This window comes from Mesorhizobium sp. L103C119B0 (assembly GCF_000502235.1).
GTDB lineage: Bacteria > Pseudomonadota > Alphaproteobacteria > Rhizobiales > Rhizobiaceae > Mesorhizobium.
The window spans coordinates 515460-535614 of the sequence record NZ_AYXE01000003.1; the positions used below are offsets into that span (position 1 = coordinate 515460).

13 protein-coding genes are annotated in these 20155 nt (G+C 60.0%); 6 read left to right on the plus strand and 7 right to left on the minus strand.

The features are described from left to right. Positions 1-133 precede the first annotated feature (133 nt). Entirely contained in the window at positions 134-811 is a 678-nt protein-coding gene (locus X728_RS159275; protein WP_023689781.1) for a helix-turn-helix transcriptional regulator, read from the plus strand. A gap of 158 nt (positions 812-969) precedes the next feature. Further along, on the plus strand, positions 970-2106 hold the full coding sequence (locus X728_RS159270) for an NAD-dependent epimerase/dehydratase family protein (RefSeq protein ID WP_023737042.1): 1137 nt from the start codon (positions 970-972) through the stop codon (positions 2104-2106). 49 nt (positions 2107-2155) lie between these two features. On the opposite strand, the gene X728_RS159265 is transcribed toward X728_RS159270, so the two are convergent. From X728_RS159265 to X728_RS159245, 6 genes are all read right to left on the minus strand, one after another. Further along, positions 2156-3361 carry an acyltransferase gene (locus X728_RS159265; protein ID WP_050589855.1) on the minus strand — a complete coding sequence of 402 codons (1206 nt, stop codon included), beginning with the start codon at positions 3359-3361 and terminating at the stop codon, positions 2156-2158. Between the two features lie 215 nt (positions 3362-3576). After that, positions 3577-5745, minus strand: a complete 2169-nt coding sequence (locus X728_RS1000000167675; protein ID WP_031194976.1) for a polysaccharide biosynthesis C-terminal domain-containing protein — start codon at positions 5743-5745, stop codon at positions 3577-3579. A gap of 69 nt (positions 5746-5814) precedes the next feature. Beyond that, positions 5815-8016 carry an exopolysaccharide transport family protein gene (locus tag X728_RS159260; RefSeq protein ID WP_023706586.1) on the minus strand — a complete coding sequence of 734 codons (2202 nt, stop codon included), beginning with the start codon at positions 8014-8016 and terminating at the stop codon, positions 5815-5817. A gap of 1 nt (position 8017) precedes the next feature. Beyond that, entirely contained in the window at positions 8018-10015 is a 1998-nt protein-coding gene (gene asnB / locus X728_RS159255) for an asparagine synthase (glutamine-hydrolyzing) (protein WP_023706585.1), read from the minus strand. Between the two features lies 1 nt (position 10016). Next, positions 10017-11276: a polymerase gene (locus tag X728_RS159250; protein ID WP_023691498.1), complete on the minus strand. Its 1260-nt coding sequence runs from the start codon at positions 11274-11276 to the stop codon at positions 10017-10019. After that, positions 11273-12499, minus strand: a complete 1227-nt coding sequence (locus X728_RS159245) for a glycosyltransferase family 4 protein (protein WP_023670892.1) — start codon at positions 12497-12499, stop codon at positions 11273-11275. Before X728_RS159245 ends, X728_RS159250 begins: the two co-directional genes overlap by 4 nt. A 1001-nt stretch (positions 12500-13500) precedes the next feature. Between X728_RS159245 and X728_RS159240 the strand changes: the two genes are divergently transcribed. Both X728_RS159240 and X728_RS159235 read left to right on the plus strand, forming a co-directional pair. Continuing rightward, positions 13501-14979 carry a calcium-binding protein gene (locus tag X728_RS159240; protein ID WP_023670890.1) on the plus strand — a complete coding sequence of 493 codons (1479 nt, stop codon included), beginning with the start codon at positions 13501-13503 and terminating at the stop codon, positions 14977-14979. 88 nt (positions 14980-15067) lie between these two features. After that, positions 15068-15280 (plus strand): DUF768 domain-containing protein, encoded by a 213-nt coding sequence (locus X728_RS159235; RefSeq protein ID WP_023670889.1) that lies wholly within the window; start codon positions 15068-15070, stop codon positions 15278-15280. Positions 15281-15359: 79 nt separating this feature from the next. Here X728_RS159235 and X728_RS159230 read toward each other — a convergent pair whose 3' ends face one another. Continuing rightward, positions 15360-16085: an AAA family ATPase gene (locus X728_RS159230; protein WP_023670888.1), complete on the minus strand. Its 726-nt coding sequence runs from the start codon at positions 16083-16085 to the stop codon at positions 15360-15362. Between the two features lie 477 nt (positions 16086-16562). Between X728_RS159230 and X728_RS159225 the strand changes: the two genes are divergently transcribed. Further along, on the plus strand, positions 16563-19178 hold the full coding sequence (locus tag X728_RS159225; RefSeq protein ID WP_306413759.1) for an AMP-binding protein: 2616 nt from the start codon (positions 16563-16565) through the stop codon (positions 19176-19178). Further along, positions 19175-20155 carry an NAD(+) synthase gene (gene nadE / locus X728_RS159220; protein ID WP_280790677.1) on the plus strand — a complete coding sequence of 327 codons (981 nt, stop codon included), beginning with the start codon at positions 19175-19177 and terminating at the stop codon, positions 20153-20155. Before X728_RS159225 ends, nadE begins: the two co-directional genes overlap by 4 nt.

The following is a 20155-nucleotide window of genomic DNA, read 5'->3' on the forward strand; positions in this document are numbered from 1 at the left end:
TTCAGAAAGATATATCCAAGAGACGCTGCGGAAAAACCATTCGCAGATTTCTCGCAGTATGTGGAAATTCAAGTTGAAGCAGCAACTTCATCAGATTTGATTTGCGTCAGTAGCAATGGGTTGGGTGGAAGCGATGACACTGATTGAAACGCGAAACGATGCGCTTGCAGGCAGGCAATACATTGTATTGAACGATACCCGCCACGAAAGGCCGATAAGCCTTGTGGACCGGCCGGACGCAAGGGTCGGCGGATCTCGACGACGCAGCCTGGAATCCATCACCGGCATGCTTGATCGTATGGGTTGCGGCTATCTCGTCCTGGACCGAGACAAGAAAGTAATAGAATGGAACGCTGCCGCTCGGGACACCCTCGCACGCCAGGGCGAAGCAACTGATACAGCCGTCGAGCTTGCTGCCGGGTTGAGGCGGCTGGTCGCGAATGTTCCGGTCCACCTCCAGCCGGGCTCACTCTCATGGGTAGTGATCCACAGCAGAGGCGACAGGCCGGTGACCATGAACGAGACGGGCGTCGTTACACCGGACGGGACAACCGTCGTCGCATTGCTGGACCGGGATAACAAATCGGCGGCCAACCCTCGCACGTTGCAAAGGATGTTCGGTTTGACCAGCGCGGAAACGCAGTTGGCGCTACGCCTGGCCCATGGCGACGCGCCCTTGGAGATCGCCCGTAGCTGGCATCTCAGTCGCACGACTATTCGCTCTCAGCTCGCCTCGCTGTTCGCCAAGACCGACACGAGGCGTCAGGCGGAACTAGTGGCTCTTTTGGGGCGCATTTCGGTTTTGCCATGAGAAATCGACTGCTGTCTGCATCCGCTTTGATTCAGACAGCGGCGGCCCGCATTGAGCGCGCTGTCGCGTAGATCACAAGGCCGGCGCGCCATTTCCGATCGTTCAAGCGCTGCCGAGATAGCGCGGAACGCGGAACCTGGAAACGGGAGTGACTTGCCATGGCCGAAGCAGATTCGAAGGTCAACAAGCTGGCGGATATCGTTCACGGGCTGCAGGATGGTGCTGCGTCGACCCTTACGCACACGGGGCCGATCATCGTCACGGGCGCCGCTGGGTTCATCGGATTTCATGTTGCGTTACGCCTTTTGCGGCTCGGCGCCGAGGTCATCGGCGTCGACAACTTCACGCCTTACTACGACCTGAAGCTGAAGGAGGCGCGATTTACACGGCTCTGCGCCGAGCCGAGGTTCACGCCGATGCGCTTCGACCTGGCGGACCGGTCGCTGGTGAAAGCGCTGTTCTGCGAATTCCAGCCATCGCACTTCGTGCATCTGGCCGCCCAGGCCGGGGTACGTCATTCGCTCGTGGACCCGCATGCCTATGTGGAGTCAAACATAGTCGCGTTTCTCAACGTTCTGGAGGGCTGCCGACACGCCGGCGTCAGCCATCTCGTTTATGCCTCGTCGAGCTCCGTATATGGTGCCAATCGACGCATACCCTTTTCCGAGCATCATGGTGCCAATCATCCGGTGAGCTTCTACGCCGCCACCAAGGCCGCCAACGAGTGCATGGCGCATTCCTACAGCCATCTGTTCGGCTTGCCCGCAACCGGACTGCGCTTCTTCACCGTCTATGGTCCCTGGGGCAGGCCCGACATGGCTGTCTATACTTTCACCCATGCCATCGCCGAGGGCCGAACGATCGAAATCGCCAATGCCGGGCGCGTATGGCGGGATTTCACCTATATCGACGACATCGTAGAGGGGGTTGTTCGCGTGCTCGCCAAACCACCGTGTCAGGATCCCGATTGGGACGGTCGCGCTGCCGATCCTGCCACCAGCTCGGCGCCGTATCGGCTCTACAATATCGGCAATGATCGGCCTGAAGAAATCAACCATCTGATCGCGCTCATCGAGACGGCCCTTGGCCGCCGCGCCCTTCGCGTCAACGTACCTTTACCACCAGGTGACGTCCTGGAAACCCGCGCCGATGTCAGGGACCTCCGCCGCGCCGTTGGCTTCGCACCGGCGACAACACTGGAGGACGGCGTGCAACGTTTCGTGGAATGGTATCGGGAATTCCATGCATGCCCCGTCGGACAGGTGCGACCAGCCGGCCTTACGGCAACGGCATAGTGAGCACAACAGCGGCATTTCCTTGGTGTGGCAGGGTCGCGGCTCGCCTTCAATCTGTCTTGGGATACGCCGGCAATGGAAGGGACCCAAGCTGCCGCCCTGTGCTGTGCCCGACCCCCAAAAGGCGCCGCGCATAGCGGGTGAGCGGCTTCTCGAACAGACGGTGGGTGATAAATGCCACGCCCAGGGTTATCGCCAAGGCCGAACCGATGAAAGCCCACGGGCCGAGCACAAAGATCAAGCCTGTACGCCAGAAAATTATGCGCATGGCGCGGATCACGAATGGATGCATGAGGTAAAGAGCGTATGACGCATCGCCAACGCCAGCGGCCCACCTCGCCGCCAGGCTGTCATGCCTCAGTTTACCCGGCTCTGCCAGGGCAGCACTCCAAACAATTAGAGACGCCGGAATGCCATACACGACAGGGCGACCAAGGCCGGCCGAGATATCGGGAAACGCCGCCGCAAGCATCAGGGCACCCAGTCCCGTTGCGGCGACACAGGCCCTGATTGGGCCGGAAGGCCGCAGGCCCGAGGCGCACATGACCCCGATCATCGCGCCGAAAGCGAATTCGAGGATGATCGGATTGGTCCAGAAACCCCAAGGCTCTGGCAAAGGAGCCGCAAGAGCGCCCAAGAGCACCATCCCAACCAGGATCGTGAGCAGGACCGTAACTGCCCACCGCATGGGCAGCACGATCGTCGCCGTGAACAGCACGTAAAACAGCATCTCATAATTGAGCGTCCAACCCAACTCGTAGACCGGCTGAACGACGCCGTCAGGGCGACTGGCCGGAACGAATAAGTAGGATTCGACTACAAACCTGAAATCGACGTAGCTCTGGTTGAGAAGATTTGGGGCGGCCACCGCCACCGCAATGTAGAGCGAGGTGAGCGCCCAATATAGCGGGACAATTCGCGCGATCCGGCGGGAAATGAAGAGACGCGCGCCCCCGGGCTTTGCGAACAGCTGTCGCGACGTATGCACCATGATAAGGCCGGAAATCACGAAGAAAATATCGACTCCAGCGCTCCATGGTATCGGATTCCAGCTCTGAAAGGTGCGGCCGGCCTGTAATTCCAGGGTGGCCGCATCATGCTGGGCGTGTCGCAGCGCGACCGAACTAGCCGCGAGGGCGCGCAGGACCTGGACCTGGGTGAGGGTTTCGCGTTGGCTGCGCTCGACAGGCGTCGATCTCTCCGAGCGACGGCGCACTGCAGGCGCCGAGGCGCTCGCCATTCGGGCTTGTTCCATGGATGCTCCGCAGATTGTGAGCACACCCTGGGGCGCCTCCGAAACTGATGCATCCTTCAAATGACGGACACAGCCCGCGAAGTATCGGCTGCCCGCGCGGGTGTCCGGAACAGAGATACGCCGAAGCGTCTGTGCAGCCCTATGGCCTTTGTGCGATCCGGGCTTCGTGACTTCCTGCCCGAACGACGGCAATCACCGTAGCGAAAACAGTGCTCTCATTTGCTCGCCCTCAAGAACCAATGCCATTGACGGGCATCGACCGCGCTCGGCCTGATCGACAGCAAGGCAAAAACCAAGCCTGGCATGATTTTCAGTCGCTTGCGGATATAGACGGCCATGGCAATGCTCCAGATGCTCAGTGCAAGTGCCACACCCACCGCAGCGCCAAGCAGGCCGTACACCGCAACTCCGGCTGCACAGGCAATTATATTGGCCACAGCACCCGCTACCATCGTCGTTGCCGCAGCCCATTCATTTCCAGTCATGGTCAGGAGATTCTGTTGGGGCCCGCACAGCGCGACAAAGACATATCCCAAAATCAGAACCCGTGCGATCGGCGCTCCCGCGCTATAACCCTCACCGAAATAGCTCAAGAACGGCTCGACTATCACCATCATTGGGACGGCCACCAGGATGGCACCGCCAGCAGAAAGCAGGGTTGCGCGCGCGAACAGCTGTTGTAGGCCTCTGCGATCGCCTCTGACGTAGAGATCGGCTGCTGTTGGCGAAAACATGGTTGCCACGGCGATACGGGACAGGCCCACGAGCATCGCGACATTCAAGGCCAGCGCGAAAATACCCGCTTCAGCAATATGGCTTGTCCAGCCCAAAACCAGGACTCCTGCCCGACTGACGAAAACATCGAGCCCAGTGATGAGCATGAGCGGGGGGACGGCAAGCCACCATTCCCTCGAGGCATAACTTGGCTTGGCGTGTCCCAGGCCGGGTGGTTCAAACCTCCTCGCGATGATGAACACCAGCGCCGCTGTGAAAGCGGAACTCACAAGCACCGCCATCGTCACCGAGGGCGCATCCACTGTTCGAAATCCCGACAATGCCAGGAGCGCTACCAACACGAGCAGGAGTCCGTCTCGCATGATGCGCTCCGGCAACAACGCCGAGACAACGCCGCCGAAAGCACGCACAAGCGTGGCTCCGAGAGCATAGGCCGTAACCAAGGGCACAGCCATCATGCCGAGCACGATGCTTGTCTCAAGCCCTCTTTCCGTTGGATCTGAAAGGAACAGGACGGACGCAGCGCCGATCATCCCGAACAAGGTTGCCGCTATCAGCGATCTCTGCAGCGCAAATCTTATCACCCCGCGGGCTAGATCAAGCCTGCCACTGGCCCTATAGGCCGGGAGGAAACGCAACAATGATACATTAAAGCCAAGCGTTGCCAGATAGGCGAGCACTGACGTCCAAGCCTGAACGTAGGAATAGATACCGTAGTTGTGAGGTCCGATAAGGCGTGCAATTGCCAACTGTGCAAGACTGGTCAAACCAGCGCCACCAATATAGATCAACAAGGCGAATATGCTTGCCCAAGCCAGCCGCGAGCCCATGTCCTTGTTGCGCGGCGGTGCGGTTGCTGAACCAGTTACATCTGCGCGATGAGCCGGCAACTCAATTTGCTTTTCGCCGACCGACCTATCGAAGCGCGACAATGCAGAAAGTATTTGTCTCTCAATCCGACAAATACTTTTAAAGGTCGATGGACCATCGGTGTTTTCGACGGAGATGATTTCCCGGCCAGATGTTGTCAGGAGGTCATGCATCGCTTCAAAAACGGCGAATGAGCGCATGTTAACGCTCAAGTCGGCCTCGAAAATCCGTTCCGCCGGCGGCTCAAGCTCCATCCGCCGACGAAGGCGACTTTCCACGACCGCAGCTGGCACCAAGAGCCTGACGGTGAGATCGGCCGCCGGTGCGAGGCTGAGCGCCTTTTCCAGCGCTCTGGGGTTGGTGCTCCCATTAAACATCGCAAGCGAACCAATCGCTTGAACATATCCTTGATCGAAGATTATAATTTCGGGCGATTGCTCCGCAGACTTCCAGCAACGCGAAAGGTGCAGGATGTATCGCCAGATTCGCGCGCGCCATATTCGGTTTTTTGGCGGTATCATCCTCACTATTGCAAAGGAATTGGAAATATCATCGGCTCGCCCTGCCGAAAAAAGCAGTATTCTGGCTGTTGAAAACATCGCCGATACGATCCGTGATATGAACAGAAAGATTCCGAGATCATATTTGGCGGCCCTGGTGCTTGGCTTGTAGCTGAGAGCGACCTTGGCGTGATAGCCTTTCCCGCGCAGCTGCTGCGCAAGCGCATGTGCGAAGGTTGTTTTGCCGGATCCTGGAGGTCCGAAAAATTCAATGATCATCGTGTAGCTGGCTCGATTTAGGGGCTCGATCGCTCCCTGGAGCTTCTGTTGAAGATCGCACACGCATCTTCAAACCCTCTCCAACAGAAGATCGGCGTTGTCTCCGAGCCTGGAGCCGGCTAGCCTCTTCAGGTTCACCCGGGTGAGCACACTCCCTACTGGAACGGTGGCGGATCCGCCGGCTCCTATTGCATCCAGAGCACCACGGGCAATGCTGCGCCTCGTCCTTGCCCAGCGAACGGCAAAAAGCACCGAATCGGCCCAGCGCTTAAGCAGCCTGGTTTCAGGCCCCCCGAGGCCCAGGGGACCGTTCATGATGACCACGTCGTAGGCCGAACGCAGCTCCTCGGTGAACTGGCATTTGTCGACGGTGGACAGAAGCGTCAGGAGATCATCGGAAGGTGCTGGAGCGGCCATGAGGTCGATACCGATTTCCGGCATCCTCGTAATTGCATCCTTCAGCACGCAACGTTCATTCACATAGTCGCCGAAGGAGTTCCGGGCCTTGTCGGTGCTGAATTCACCACGAAACCCGTTCGTGAGCCGTACATCCTTGCGATCGAGATCGAGGAAAAGCACTCTTCCTCCCAGCCGCGTTGCCGCCAGCGCCAGGCTCCATGCCAACTCGGTCTTGGCATCGTCCTGGATGCTGGATGTCACGAGAATGATATGCGGCGGCTGTCCCTTTCCCTGAGTTGGCGCCGCAGTGACGAGCAGCGAAGTCACGGCGCGGCTGAACGGCAAGTTCTGCTGGCTCAGAACCAGATGCCGCAGCTTTCTGGCGTTAAGTCCCGCAACCCTGGGAAGCAGTCCTACGCACGGGACCCCAAGCTCGGCCTCGGCTTCGGCTTCACTGCGCAAGGTTTGGTTGAAACCGTTGCGGACCAGGACAATGACCGCCCCCATGAGACCAAAGACGACCATGCCGGGAGGAATCAGGAAAATTGGCGACAATGTCGTGGGGGCCGACGGCGGCCAGGCGGTCGAAAGGACCGCTACGCCTGGCGAAGGAGCGGCGATGCGACGTGTCAAGTCCTGCTGCCGGCTCAGGAGTTCGTTGTAATGCTGCGTCACGATGGCTACCCTAGGTTCAAGGGAACGCAGCCCCGAAAGTTGGCTCGCCGTGTCGGCCACGGCCGCGTCGAGCATCGCCTTGCGACTTTCAAGAGCCGTAGCCTGAGACCGGTAGACATTTGCCTCGGCAGCGATTCGGGCAACGCTTTGCTCCATTTCGCGGGCGATCGCGTTGCGCAGATCGCCGTCGGCGGCGGCACCCGACTGGCGTGCCACCAGGTCCGTCAACACGGGCGACCCGATTTCTTCAGCGATGGCCGTGACCGGGGCGCCCGCCTTGCGCAGGTCCTCAATACGGCGAAGGCGCGCTTCCGACGCGGAAAGACTGGCTTTCGATAGGAATATCTGCCGGCCGAGTTCCGCTGTCTCACTGGCTGCGTTGTTGGCCGCAGTCTGATCGACGGCGCCATGCGTGAGCCGGTATGTCTCCAGCCGATCTGTCGCTTCGACAAGATCCCTTTGTACTTGCGGAAGGCTGGCGACTATCGAATCCAGATGAACCTGATCCGATGCCCGGCTTTTTTGTACCAGATCTTGAATGTAGACCTGGGCAAACGTGTTCGCGACAAGTGCCGCACGCGCCGGACTTGGATCGGTGAAGCCGATGGTGATGACGCGCGATCGCAGCTCTTGTCCGACCCTCATTCCGTTGCGTAGCGCCTTCAGCTCGGGCGCGTCCGCTGCGTCCGGATTTTCCGCCACCTTGTTATCCTGTCTCCAGGCCCTGTTCAGGAGATCGATGAGGAACGAGCCAGCCGCGGGCGGGACGGCATTGACGACGGTCTTTCCGTTACCGTCGACTGGTTGGGCTTTGCGCAGTGCTGCCAGGACCCGACGCAGGTGGCCTTGCGAGGAGAGCATCGTCAGATGATCATCGATGTTCGATTCCAGCGAGTCCTGGGCGGATGCCACGCCGCCCGAAGCACTGCTGCTCGGGGCATCGATAATGACCTGGGTCGTTGCCTCGAACAGCACCGGGCGGGTGAAGCCCGCCAGTCCGGCCAGGATGCCGCCCAGAAGGGCCACGGCAAGCAAGAACCATTTTCGCGTCGTCAGGATGATGACGAGCTGGTGGAAGGGTGACGATTGCGTTGGCTCGCGTGGCGGCCGCATCAAGCGCAGATTGGTTTCAAGTGTCCCAACTTCCATCTGCTTGGCGCGCGGACGCCGGGCGCGGTTGGCTATGGAACCTTCCATCTCAATCCCCTGTCAGTTCGATATGGTAAGAAGGGTGCGTGGCGACCGTCGATGGCCGCATGGCTTCGTTGCGCCACGCCTGAAACATGAGCACCGGCCACAGGTCGCGGAAATTATCTTGGCTTCCATGCAGATGATTGCGCCAGCATGCGTCAACCTTCTCACGGTCGATGACCCCGTCCCCGGAGCGGCCGATCGTGGCAATGATATCGGTTGCCCAGCCGCGCAAGGGCCCTTTCAACCAAGTCCCGACCGGAACGTCGAAACCTTGCTTGGGCCGGTCGACCAGTCGGCGTGGTACATAACGATCAAGCAGTCGTCGAAGCAACCATTTGCCCTTCCCGTTTCGGACTTTGGCACGGGCTGGCAACCGCCAGGCAAATTCAACGACGCGATGGTCCAGGATCGGGCATCGCCCCTCAAGGCTGTTGGCCATGGTGGCTCGATCGAGCTTCACCAAAATGTCGCCCGGTAGATAGCCTGTCATGTCGGCGAATAGGAGACGCGAGAGCAGGCCGTCGAGCTTTGTGGTGTCGGTAGGTGCTGTCGACGGCTTGCGATGAACAAGGTCGTTGGCTGAAGATTTTGTCAGTTGCAGAAAGAGTTCGTCCTCATCTCGCGCCGCGAGCAGGCGGGCAAGGCGAGCCAGGCGGTCACCGCGCAAGCCATGCCGCATATTCGCCGAAAGCGGCAGATTGCCGAAGATATCTTTCTGAGAGGCTTGGGCCAGCAACCCAGCCCCCGATGCCAACAGCCGGCGAAATGACAATGGCAGCTCATGCTGCTTTGTGAGGCGGGTTGCCAGGAAGTGTCGAGAATAGCCTGCGAAGCACTCGTCGCCGCCATCGCCTGAAAGCGCCACGGTTACGTGTTGCCGCGCGAGGCGCGACACCAGCAGCGTCGGTATCTGCGATTCATCGGCAAACGGCTCGTCCCAAATCCGGGGCAGCTCCGGAATGACCTCAAGCGCGGCAGCCGGCGAGAGATGAAGTTCCGTATGATCGGTGCCCAGATGCCGAGCAACCGCGGCCGCATGGGGAGCTTCATCAAACCCACCTTCCCCGAACGCTATGGTGAACGTCCGAACGGGGTTTCGGGACTGTGCCTGCATCAGGGCGACGACAGTCGAGCTGTCGATCCCGCCCGACAGAAAGGCGCCCAGCGGCACATCTGCAATCATTCGTTCCTTGACGGCCAGGCGGAGCAGGCTGTCGAGCTCGGTTGCGAGGTCCTCGTCGCTGGCAGCTATCGGATCGCGCTGTCCCTTGCAGGCGACATCGGCCAGCGACCACCAAGGGTGAATGCGATGCGCAAGCGAACCGGTGCCTCGGGCGTTGGCGAATTGCGCCGCAGTGACCGACAGGACTGATCCAGGTGGCAGCTTGAACACGCCTTGCCAAATGCAACGGTCATCCGGCACCCAGCCTTTGGAAACCATTGTCGTCGCCGCATCGACATCGAGTTCCGGGGTGAAGCCTGGGAAGCGAGTGATCGCCTTCAACTCCGAGGCGAAGACGAGCGCATCACGTGTCAGGGCGACATAAAGTGGCTTCTTCCCCATTCGGTCGCGGGCAAGCTGAAGCGTTCGGTTCTTCAGGTCCCACAGCCCAAAAGCAAACATGCCAGCGAAGCGCGCGAGGGCTGCATCAAGGCCCCAGCTTTCAATCGCGCACAGCATGACCTCCGTGTCGCTGGCGCCGCGGAAATGATGGCCCGCCCCTTCCAGTTCACGGCGCAGATCGCGAAAATTGTATATCTCGCCATTGAAGGTGATGACATACCGACCGCTCGCGGAGAGCATTGGCTGGCGACCCGCTTCGGACAGGTCGACGATGGCCAGTCGCCGGTGGCCGAAGGCTACCCCCCCTTCACGGCTCACCCAGAAGGCCTCACCGTCAGGTCCGCGATGACGAAGCGTCGTCGCCATCGGTCCGATGGCCCTGAGCGCACTTGCGTTGGCTGCATCGGGCGCCAACAAAATTCCGGCGATCCCACACATTCTAGCATCTCCTCTGGCGAACAATCGCGGGGATCGCTTCCGGCGTCCCGGCGGCAAGGCAGAGGGTCAGACAGAACCACACGATCGGATGGCGGATGACCAAATGCGGAGCACTGAAAACGGCGATCGATGCCACGAGCGCCACGAGAGCGTCCAGCTTCGCCCGCCAGGCGGACAACGCAGCCGAGCCGAAGATCCACATCAGGGCTAGAACCGAAATCAGGCCGCCCTGAGTGTAGAGATCCAGGATGGTGCTGTGCGCCTCGAAGGGCCGCGGCAAAAACTGTTGATTGACCACGGGCGGACTATCTAGATGCGGGCCCGGACCCAGTCCAAGCGATCCCGATCGTGCCCCCTTCTCCAAGGCTGCATTCCAGAGGTAGAGGCGAAGCGCCGCGGTTTGGGCAGTCGCTTCCCCGCCCTTGTCTTTGGTCAGGCTCTTGGCGAAGTCTTCGGCGCTGGAAGCCTCGCTGAGGGCATAGGGCGCTATAGACAGGGCCAGCGGCAGGAAGCCAACGGCCATCAGGACGGCAAGCTGCCTTGAAAGGCTCGCCTTATTGCCGTCGCTCGCCAGCCAGGCCCGGACCCGCAGCCCGAGAAGGATCAGACAAGCCAGGACCGTGGTATAAAGGTAGGTATCGCTTTTTGTCAGCCTTCCGACGTAAACGGTGAATATGAGGCTGCATAGGGCAAGGCATCTTCCCCATTTATTGCTGGTGGTTGTGGCAAGATGCAAGGCCAGTGGACCGAGTAGGGCGCAGTAGAGCGCAAGCTGGTTCGGATTGTCGGACCACCCGCAGAAGCGGTCCCAGTACCAGGGTTCGACCCCAGCCTGATGGAGCCAGCCGAAACCAAGCCCTACCTGAATGATGAAGCCCGCATTCGCGACAGCAACCATCCACCAGGCGATACGACGCAAACGGAAAGACGCGTTGGGCTCCGCAGCGGCCAGACAGGTGACGCACGCCAACAGCACATAGGCCAGCGTGTCGTGCAACAACGGATCCAGGAACAACGTGGTTGTCAGAAAACCGATGATGTAACCCACGCCCATGGCAAGCGCCAGGATCAGCCAGAAAAGCCCAAGCTTAGCCAGTGCCGGCGTAACCTCCAGTTGGCCGCCAGCAAGGATTCGCGTCATCGACAGCATTATCCAGAGCGTGAGGCACAGTTCGCTGTAGCCGAAGGGCAGCCCTGGGATGCTGAGTTGCGCCGCGTAGGACATCGCGACGCCGAAGGCCAGAAGCGCATCACGCATCATTGCCGCGCCTCGCCCAGTCGATGGGGGCTCGGCACCGCCTCTTCCCTCGGATTCGCCTGCGCAGCTTGAACAAGCCTGCTGCGATATCTGCCACCCAGGATTGTCTTGTACAGGTCGCAATACTGGTCGATGACCCACGACAACGAGAACCGCTCCCGCACGAATCCGACGGAACGGCTCCCCATGGTCTTGCCACGGGCGGGGTCGGAAAGAATATCGACTATCCGCGAGGCCAAGCCATCCGCATCGCGCGGCGCCACGAGATAGCCGTTCCAGCCATCCTCAACCACATCGTTGCAGCCCGGCATGTTGGAGGCGACGATCGGTAATCCGGACAATCCCGCCTCCAGCAGGACACGCGGAATTCCCTCGCGATATTGCGTCGGAAACGCAAACAGATCCGCCATCCCCAGGAGGGCTGGAATGTCGCGCCTTGGCCCCAATGCGACAACGTGGGGAACATGGCGCTCGATATCGGCTCTGCTGACGGCAAACGGACCTTCGGAGTCTTGCGGGCCGACAAGTACGAAACGCGCGTTGGGCCTCTCGCGGATAACGCGAGGAACCGCCTCGATGAGGGTTGGAATCCCCTTCTGCCGCGTGAGCCGACCGACAAATATTATGACCTGGGCCGATTGTAGGCCAAGTTCCTCGCGCATCGTGGCAGCCGAAGGACCACGATACCTTGCCATCGAGAATGCATCGGGGTCGATGCCAGAACTCCGGATCAGTCGCCCTTTGCCGCGAGCCACCAGCCGGTAGCGCTCGAAGAAGGCCTGATCATCACTATTCTGGAAGACGGTCATGGCTGTCCAACGAGACGCCACCCCCTGAAGGCCGCAAAAGAAAGGACGCAATGCCAGGGCCCGCGGCTCCCGCGACGAGAATGTCCAACCAAGCCCGTTGATGGTGCGAACGACGGGAACGTGCCCGCGCACCGCCAGTGGAGTTAGGATATTGGGCTTGGTGTCGAAACTTTGAATGATGTCCGGACGCAGTTCGGACATCAGTTCACGGATCGCGCTGACAGCACCCCATTCTGCACCGCCGCTGCCAAAGCGGTCGAACCCAAATCGGCGATGGGCAATGCCATGGGGTGAGAAGGCGGCTCCGAGATCACTCGAAACGGCAGTGACTTGAAAACCCCTTTCGCGAAGCGCCAAAAGAAACGGGATTCTTAGTCTATGATCCTCGCCGCCAACGCAAACCAGATGCGGACTCATCCTGTCGCTCCTGGATGCGATCCCAATCTCGTTAAACAGCTGACCCTATCCGCGGTTTCCATGGCCGGTTTCATCGCCCCTGAACACACAACAGCCAGTCCCACGCTAGGAGCAGGCTTTCGTGCTGTCCTCGTCTGTTTGCATGAAGCAAGCTGATCAACGATGCGGCAATGCAGCCACAATCGCTGTCGCCTCGGTCAGTGCGTTGGATCATCCGGTCTGACGGTGCAATGACGGCACCTTCGCGTACGACACGGCGGGCCGGATATAAAAAAGGGCTGTGTTCGAAAGGTCCGCGCGCCGCGTTCAAAGCAACTTCCGCCCGCCTTCTCACGCCGGATCAACATCGCGCCCAGATGGTGTGATGACTCGCACCGCCAGTTCTCCCGAGCGCTTCGTCTGGAACAGGCTTTCACCCGGTGTCTGGATATGGTCGGACCACCAGCCGCCTCTTCCCGCGGATGGGCGACCGCGTTGCCATGCTCGCCGTCATTCGGACCGGCACGCCCGCCTTTCCGTTGAACCCGGTGGGATCCAGTTCAGTGCCTCTCCGCAATTGCCAGCGGCGCGCGCCTCGCATGACCTTGTGGAGTACTGCCTTGCTCATTTTGGCGCCGAGGCTTTTCACGAGGAGCATTGAGCGGCTGCAATGGGAGGGCTTCGCCAGGACGCGATTCCTTTGCGGTCTGAGCTCGAAGAAGTCCTGCGGGAGCGCGCATTTGGGCGGTGGCTCAACCGAAGCGCGCATTGGCCGATTACCGCCACTGCAAACGCACAAGGCGCTCCGGCAGACGTCGCTGCAATGCTTTCGTTGCAGGCTTGAGCACCCCATACTTGGATCATCTACATACCTCTGAGGCAAGCGTAGCATCGAGGCTGTTGTGTTTTTCGGACGCTGATCAAAGATTCTATCAAGGGGCGCCGGTATTTGATTTGTCGCTAATGGATCCTTTCCCTAGGCAGGTGTGGGGCGCCTACCGAATCGGACGAAGGGTATGTCAATGACAACACTCCATTACGCCTCGGGCGGGTCGGCCTCCGAGGTCGCGAAAGCCGGATTCAATCTTGTTGATGTATCTTCCTTGGACCAGCTCAACGCCTTGCCGGCCGGCCAGAAAGGCCTGGTGTGGCTCAATGAAGCCGATGGTGCAACCTCCTCCTTTATCCAGAAGGTCACGCCCTTCATCGGCAATCCGAAAGTGTTTGGCTTCTTCCTAGTCGATGAGCCGGACCCGACCGGCAAATGGGGAACTTATGCCACCGCCGCTGATCTGAAGGCGGAGTCAGACTGGATCCACAGCCACCTGCCCGGCGCCAAGACCTTCATAACCATGATGAACATGGGGTCTTCCGCTAACCCCGACTTTTCAAACACATTCAATCCTGCCAACACGCATATCGACTATTACGGCTTGGATCCCTACCCGGTACGGACCGGAACAAGCACGATTGATTACAACATGATCGACAGGACTGTGGCGGCGGCCGTCGCCTCGGGCATCCCGCTCAGTCAGGTCGTTCCCGTGTATCAGACCTTCGGCGGCGGCGACTGGACGACCGACACGGGCGGTCGCTATGTCCTGCCCAGCGTTGCTCAGGAAAAGACCATGTTGGACCACTGGGCCAAGGTAGCGCCTTCGCCGGCCTTCGACTATGCCTATGCTTGGGGTTCTCAACAGGGCGACACGGCGCTTGAGAGCTCGCCGACGCTGCAGGCTCTGTTCCTTCAACACAACCAGAGCACCGCAAGCGGTCCTTCGGCCAGCGAACCGACGCCGCCGCCTACCAGCACAGTGCCTCCGCCCACAAGTGTCCCTCCGACCAGCACCGGCGATCACATTTTCTACGGCACGGGTAGCGCGGATGTGCTTCGCGGCACCGCTGGCGCGGACACGATGATGGGCCGCGGCTACAACGACACCTACTATGTCAACAACGCCGGCGACAAGGTGGTGGAACTGCGGCACAGCGGCAACGATAGCGTGCTGGCATCGGTCAGCTACGCGCTGTCGGCCGGCTCGCAGGTCGAGCATCTTGCGACCACCAGCAAATTGGGAACTGCCGCCATCAAGCTCACGGGAAACGAATTCGCCCAAACCATTGATGGCAATTCCGGGAGCAACACTATCAACGGCGGTGGCGGGAGAGACGTTCTGACGGGACATGGCGGCAACGACGTCTTTGTCTTCGATTCGGCTCTCAAGGTCGGCAATATCGACAAGGTCACCGATTTCAAAGTGGGCCACGACAAGATCCAACTCGACCACACCGTGTTTGCCGGCCTGCATACAGGCGCCCTTCCCCCTTCGGCGTTTTACGCCGGCAGGGCCGCGCACGACAGCGGCGATCACATCGTCTATAACAGCACGACCGGCGCGCTTTCCTTTGACAGCGACGGCTCGGGCGGCGCACATCAGATCCAATTTGCCACTCTATCGCCACACTTGGCTCTGACGGCGTCCTCGTTCATCGTGACGTGACCGCGGGAACGTCAGCCTGAGCAAGATGGTCTGACGTTCTTGAATATGGCTGACGGAACCAAGAAGCCCCGCCGAGCTTGTACTTGGTATGAGCGCGCGCGGCATCGAATTCCTGCAGAAATGGGTAGAGGATAAGATCCCACTCTACACCAAGGCCGATCCGGCTCTTGCGGCGAAACTTGCGGACCAAGCAACGGCGGATGCCATCAGAGCGGGAATCCGCCCCGAGGAAATCTCTGAGGAAGTCGGAAGCATGTTGACGACCATGCTCGAAGTGCTCGATCAGCACGATTCGACATGATTGCGCGCTTGGCGGCAGATGCTGCCCGGCTTGGCGCCAAATGCATAAATGTGTCATGGATCATAGGTCATGGGCCAGCCTAGGCAGCATGACCAACATGCTCTCCCAGAACGCGCGCGACGACCCCGTCCACGTCGTGAGGTTCAGCACCATTGACTTGTATCAACGGCCATCGGTCCTGGCGCAGGCACTCGCCGACCTCTCTTGAGATTTCGGCCTGCCTTAATCCTTTGTCCACGCCAAGTTCGAACAGCATAACCTCGAGGAGCGGTTGCTGCGCATGCCTATCCACAAGACGGCGGCGTAACGTTTCCTGGGGCGCGTCGAGTTGCACAACGAGATCCGGCCGCGGCAGGAACGCCAGGCACTCGCGGACCGCGTCGAGGCTTGGAGTTCTAGCCAGCACACCCAGCGCACACAAAGCCTGAATCATGCCCTCTTCGAAGATGAAGCAACCGGGCGACTCCCGCGCTTGGCGCCAGGACTGGCACAGTTGGGCGATGTCGACCTTCATTCGCCATGACCACACGCGGCTTCGAAGAGGGATCGATGCCAGAAGCCGGGCCGCGACACTGTCCTTTGGCAAGGTCGACAGCAAGATAGGACCGGATGTGGCAATCTTTTTGCCAATTCTTCCTATGCCATGGCGGATTTCCGGAGCGTCATCCTGAGCCGATCCAGGTTCAATCAGGCGATACCCATTTACTGTCTTCACATTGATGCCGTGTCTCGCCAGCCCTTGGCAGAGGCCGCGAAGCAGCGTGGTTTTACCCGCGCCAGGCGGCCCAAACAACTCGATGATCATATGCTCAAGCGTCTCCGAAACGAGCAGTCATTCCCCTACGGATCAAGCTTAGCCGGATTTCCGATCACACCAACGTTCATTTGAATGATTGTTCCAGTCAGTGAATCTGGGCACCGAGCCCGGATTCTAGCGGAGATGCCGATCGCTCCGTTTGCCTGGGCAAGCCGTCTTGCGCTCGACGGAGCTTGCAAGGAAAAACGACCGGTGCTGGACACAGATGGCAAAACTTCTGAAGGACGCTCGGGAAGCGCTGGCTAGGCAAGATCGAGGCATCATCCGAATGATTGATGAAAAGATCTCCGCGGCGAGCGATGTTCGACCGTCAGCTTGGCGGGGCCCTGAATGTCCTCAGTGTGTTTGCATTCGGAAGTGGCAAATCAAAACCTACAGGTGGATCTGCGACCCACCCGAAAGTGGTCAGTCGTTCCCGAATATGATCTTGACCAAGGGGGGCCAGTCTGGCGCCGTTACCGACAGATGGGTGCCAAATTTGCGGACACTCCAATCTTCGACCACCTTGGAGATGTCGCCAGGCGGTATCCTGACAAGCTCGCAATCAGCGACGGCGCGAACCGCCTGACTTTTTCTGAGCTTTTCCGGGCGGTCGAGACGCTGGCAACTCATATCGCTGCCGTCGTCCCCGAAGGGCAGGCCATCGGCATCCTGCAAGCAAACTCCGCTTGGTATCCTGTGGCGATGTTGGCGACCATGGCGGCGGGACGGCCTTCGGTCCCGCTCAACACAAGAGATCCCGCCTCTCGCATTTTCGATATAGTCAGTGCCGCGGGGCTCGGCGCGATTATAGGCGCCGAAAATGTTCGCCCGGTCGAATTGGCCCAAGAGATCGTCTGGATCGAAATTGCGGCCGCCGTGGCGTCCAACGATCAACACCCAGAACAGCAGCATAAGCCCCCTATGGTTTCGGTCGATGCGCCCGCATTGGTGCTTTACACTTCGGGCAGCACCGGGCGCCCCAAGGGAATCGTCAACAGCCAACGCAGCCTGCTATGGCGGGTCCGGCAATATGTCGATGCGTGCCATATCAGCGCGGATGACGTTTTCCTGCCGCTGACCGGGCCAGCCACGATCGCCGGTTGCCGGGAGATCTTTGCGGCGCTGCTGACGGGCGCCACGTTGCATCTTCTCGAGGTGGAGGCTGTCGGCCTGCGCGCTACGCGCGCTCGATTGCAGTCCGAAGGTGTGACGATCGCCTATCTTGTGCCGGCACTGCTTCGAGCCCTCCTGGCTGAGGCGCCCGCCGACGCTTCCTGGCCGCTCAGAGTGGCCCGAATCGGTGGGGAGAAAGTGTCATGGACGGACATCGCTTTGCTGCGCAAAGCCGTTTCGGACCAGTGTCTGATCCAGATCGGCTACTCATCGACTGAAACCATCGGTTCGCAATGGTTCTTGCCGCCTGACTGGCCCGAGCAAGACGCGTCGGTTCCCGTCGGCAGGCTGCTCCCTGGTATGACATTCGCTATCGTCGACGAAGCGGAGCGCAATGTAGGGCCAGGCGAAAGTGGAGAGCTTCTGATCAAAAGCCGCTATGTCCTGCTTGGTCATTGGGAGAACGGTGTGGTCGTTCCCGCGCAGCCGGACCCCGACGATCCCGAGGCTCGGCTTTTTTCGACCGGGGACCTCGTTCGGCTCGACGATGATGGCATCTTGAGGATCGTCGGCCGCAAAGGGCGCCAGATCAAGATCAATGGTCGACGCATCGAGCCCGCCGAACTCGAACGGGTCTTGCGTTGCGCGCCTTCGGTGGCGGATGCCGTGGTGATGGTAACGGCCGCGCAGGAACTCATCGCCTTCGCGGTTCCCCAGCGCTTCGCAGGCGGCGCTTTTGCAGACGACCTTCGCCAGCTCCTCAGAATGACCTTGCCGGCACCATTGCGTCCCTTGCGATTGCACCCCGTTGACGCAATCCCACGCCTGTCGGGAGGTAAGGTCGATTTGGCAACACTGGCCGAGATAGATCGTTCGCACGGAAGGAGGGCGCGAGTCGCCCGGTCGTCCACTCTCGATGCTCCGCCCGCCGGAGGAGCAAAGGACACACGTCAAATAGTGCAGCACGCGTGGACGCAGGTTCTCAACACAGGCACTGCCACGGGAAACTGGGATGATGCTGGAGGAGATTCGCTGCAGCTGCTGCACTGCGTGATGGCGATCGAAAACGCCATCGGGCAAGAGCTGGGCCTCGAAGCATTCACCGTCGGCATGAGCTTGGACGAGATGGTTGAGGCGGTCGTCTCTGCACGGTCGGGCGAAGGGCGCGAAAAGAAGCACCACCCCCCGGTTCTTTTCCTGTTTCCAGGGTCCGTTGGCTATGGTCCGAGCCTCGCTGCGTTCGCAGCCGCCATGGGGAAAGTCGCCCGTGTAAACCCGATCCGATATCCGAGCCTTGCGGCGATACTGGACGGACACAACACCCTCAGCGCCATGGCTGGCGCCGCACTCGAGCAGATAAGCCGCATCCAACCTGCGGGTTCCGTGCGACTTCTCGGCCATTCTCTGGGTGGCGCGGTTGCATTCGAGGTTGCCGCACGGCTCATGAAGGCCGGGCGAACGGTGCGGTTCCTGGGCATCCTCGACACGAGCCTTCTGGACGAGCCGAGCAACCATTGGGAGACTCTTACCCGTACGTTCTATCGTATTCGCACCAACCGCATATCCGCGCACCGGATGGCTTGCAGAGCCCTTGCGAAGATCACCGTCGCCGTGGGCGGCGAAGCGCGTCTGGCCAGGATTCTGGACAGATTTGCCAATGGAGAGTTCAACCCGACGATCTTCAGGACCAAACTGGAACTGCAGGAAGTTTTAAGGGCGAAGTCATTCTTCCAGTGGCTTGAGGCACCGAAACCGGCTCTGCCCCTCTCCGGTACCTTGTTCCGATGTCGCAGGGAGGGAATGCCGCGGGCCTTGGGCTGGGACAGCGTCTTGGCACACCTGGACGTCATTTCGATCACGGGCAGCCACATCGACCTTGTCGTCGAACCAAACCTTGCCACCAACCGTCCGCTTATCGAGACGGCCATCGTGCAGACCTATTCCCCCGCCGAATCTCGCAAAAGGGAGGACTTGTCATCGACATAATTCCGGAATTCAGCAAGGACATGCTGACGCTCGATGCCCGCGCGGAGGTCGATCGCATCGTTGACACCTTGCGCACTCAGGTTCTCGGCACCCTGCATCGTCGCGGCGTGGTTGTCGGTCTTTCCGGCGGTATCGACAGCTCCGTCGTCGCGACCTTGTGCATGCGCGCGTTCGGGAAAGACAAGGTCCTGGGACTGTTCATGCCGGAGCGGGATTCTTCCGGCGACTCCCTGAGACTTGGCCGCCGCGTCGCGGCACAGCTTGGCATTGAAAGCGTCCTTGAGGACATAGCACCGGCACTGGAGGCCATTGGGGCCTACCGCCGGCAGATCGATGCGATCCAGACCGTCGTTCCCGACTATGGGGAAGGGTGGAAATGCAAGCTGGTGATCGCGTCGGTTCTGGAGAGCAGCGGGCTCAATATAACCCGCCTCACGGTCCAGGATCCGCAGGGTAAAGTAGATACCGTGCGTCTGCCGCCAGCTGCCTATCTGCAGATCGTTGCTGCGACAAACTACAAGCAGCGCCTGCGCAAGATGACGGAATACTATCACGCCGACCGCCTCAAATACGCGGTTGTCGGCACTCCAAATCGCCTCGAGTACGACCAGGGCTTTTTCGTCAAGCAGGGCGACGGAGCCGCCGACGTGATGCCGATCGTTCACCTTTACAAAACCCAGGTTTATCAACTCGCGGAATATCTCGAGGTGGATGATGAAATCCGGCAGCGGCCACCGACCACCGACACCTTTTCCATGACCCAAAGCCAGGAAGAATTCTATTTCGCGCTGCCCTATCACCTGATGGATCTATGCCTCTACGGCCTGAACCACGGGGTCGCCAGCAATGAGCTCGCGGCGGTTGCTGGCCTCACCGAGCCCCAGCTTCAGAAAGTGTTCAAGGACATCGAAGCGAAACGAAGGGCGGCCCACTATCTTCACGCGCGGCCTTTGCTGTCCGCGGAAGGCGGAGATTGA

What these genes read in the sequence shown, in the direction of transcription:
- X728_RS159245 (WP_023670892.1), bottom strand. Translation starts at nt 12,499, where the DNA reads ATGAGTCCGCATCTGGTTTGCGTTGGCGGCGAGGATCATAGACTAAGA.
- X728_RS159265 (WP_050589855.1), bottom strand. Translation starts at nt 3,361, where the DNA reads ATGGAACAAGCCCGAATGGCGAGCGCCTCGGCGCCTGCAGTGCGCCGT.
- X728_RS159230 (WP_023670888.1), bottom strand. Translation starts at nt 16,085, where the DNA reads ATGATCATCGAGTTGTTTGGGCCGCCTGGCGCGGGTAAAACCACGCTG.
- X728_RS1000000167675 (WP_031194976.1), bottom strand. Translation starts at nt 5,745, where the DNA reads ATGATCATTGAATTTTTCGGACCTCCAGGATCCGGCAAAACAACCTTC.
- X728_RS159240 (WP_023670890.1), top strand. Translation starts at nt 13,501, where the DNA reads ATGACAACACTCCATTACGCCTCGGGCGGGTCGGCCTCCGAGGTCGCG.
- X728_RS159225 (WP_306413759.1), top strand. Translation starts at nt 16,563, where the DNA reads ATGGGTGCCAAATTTGCGGACACTCCAATCTTCGACCACCTTGGAGAT.
- X728_RS159250 (WP_023691498.1), bottom strand. Translation starts at nt 11,276, where the DNA reads ATGATGCGTGATGCGCTTCTGGCCTTCGGCGTCGCGATGTCCTACGCG.
- X728_RS159270 (WP_023737042.1), top strand. Translation starts at nt 970, where the DNA reads ATGGCCGAAGCAGATTCGAAGGTCAACAAGCTGGCGGATATCGTTCAC.
- X728_RS159260 (WP_023706586.1), bottom strand. Translation starts at nt 8,016, where the DNA reads ATGGAAGGTTCCATAGCCAACCGCGCCCGGCGTCCGCGCGCCAAGCAG.
- asnB (WP_023706585.1), bottom strand. Translation starts at nt 10,015, where the DNA reads ATGTGTGGGATCGCCGGAATTTTGTTGGCGCCCGATGCAGCCAACGCA.
- X728_RS159235 (WP_023670889.1), top strand. Translation starts at nt 15,068, where the DNA reads ATGAGCGCGCGCGGCATCGAATTCCTGCAGAAATGGGTAGAGGATAAG.
- X728_RS159275 (WP_023689781.1), top strand. Translation starts at nt 134, where the DNA reads ATGACACTGATTGAAACGCGAAACGATGCGCTTGCAGGCAGGCAATAC.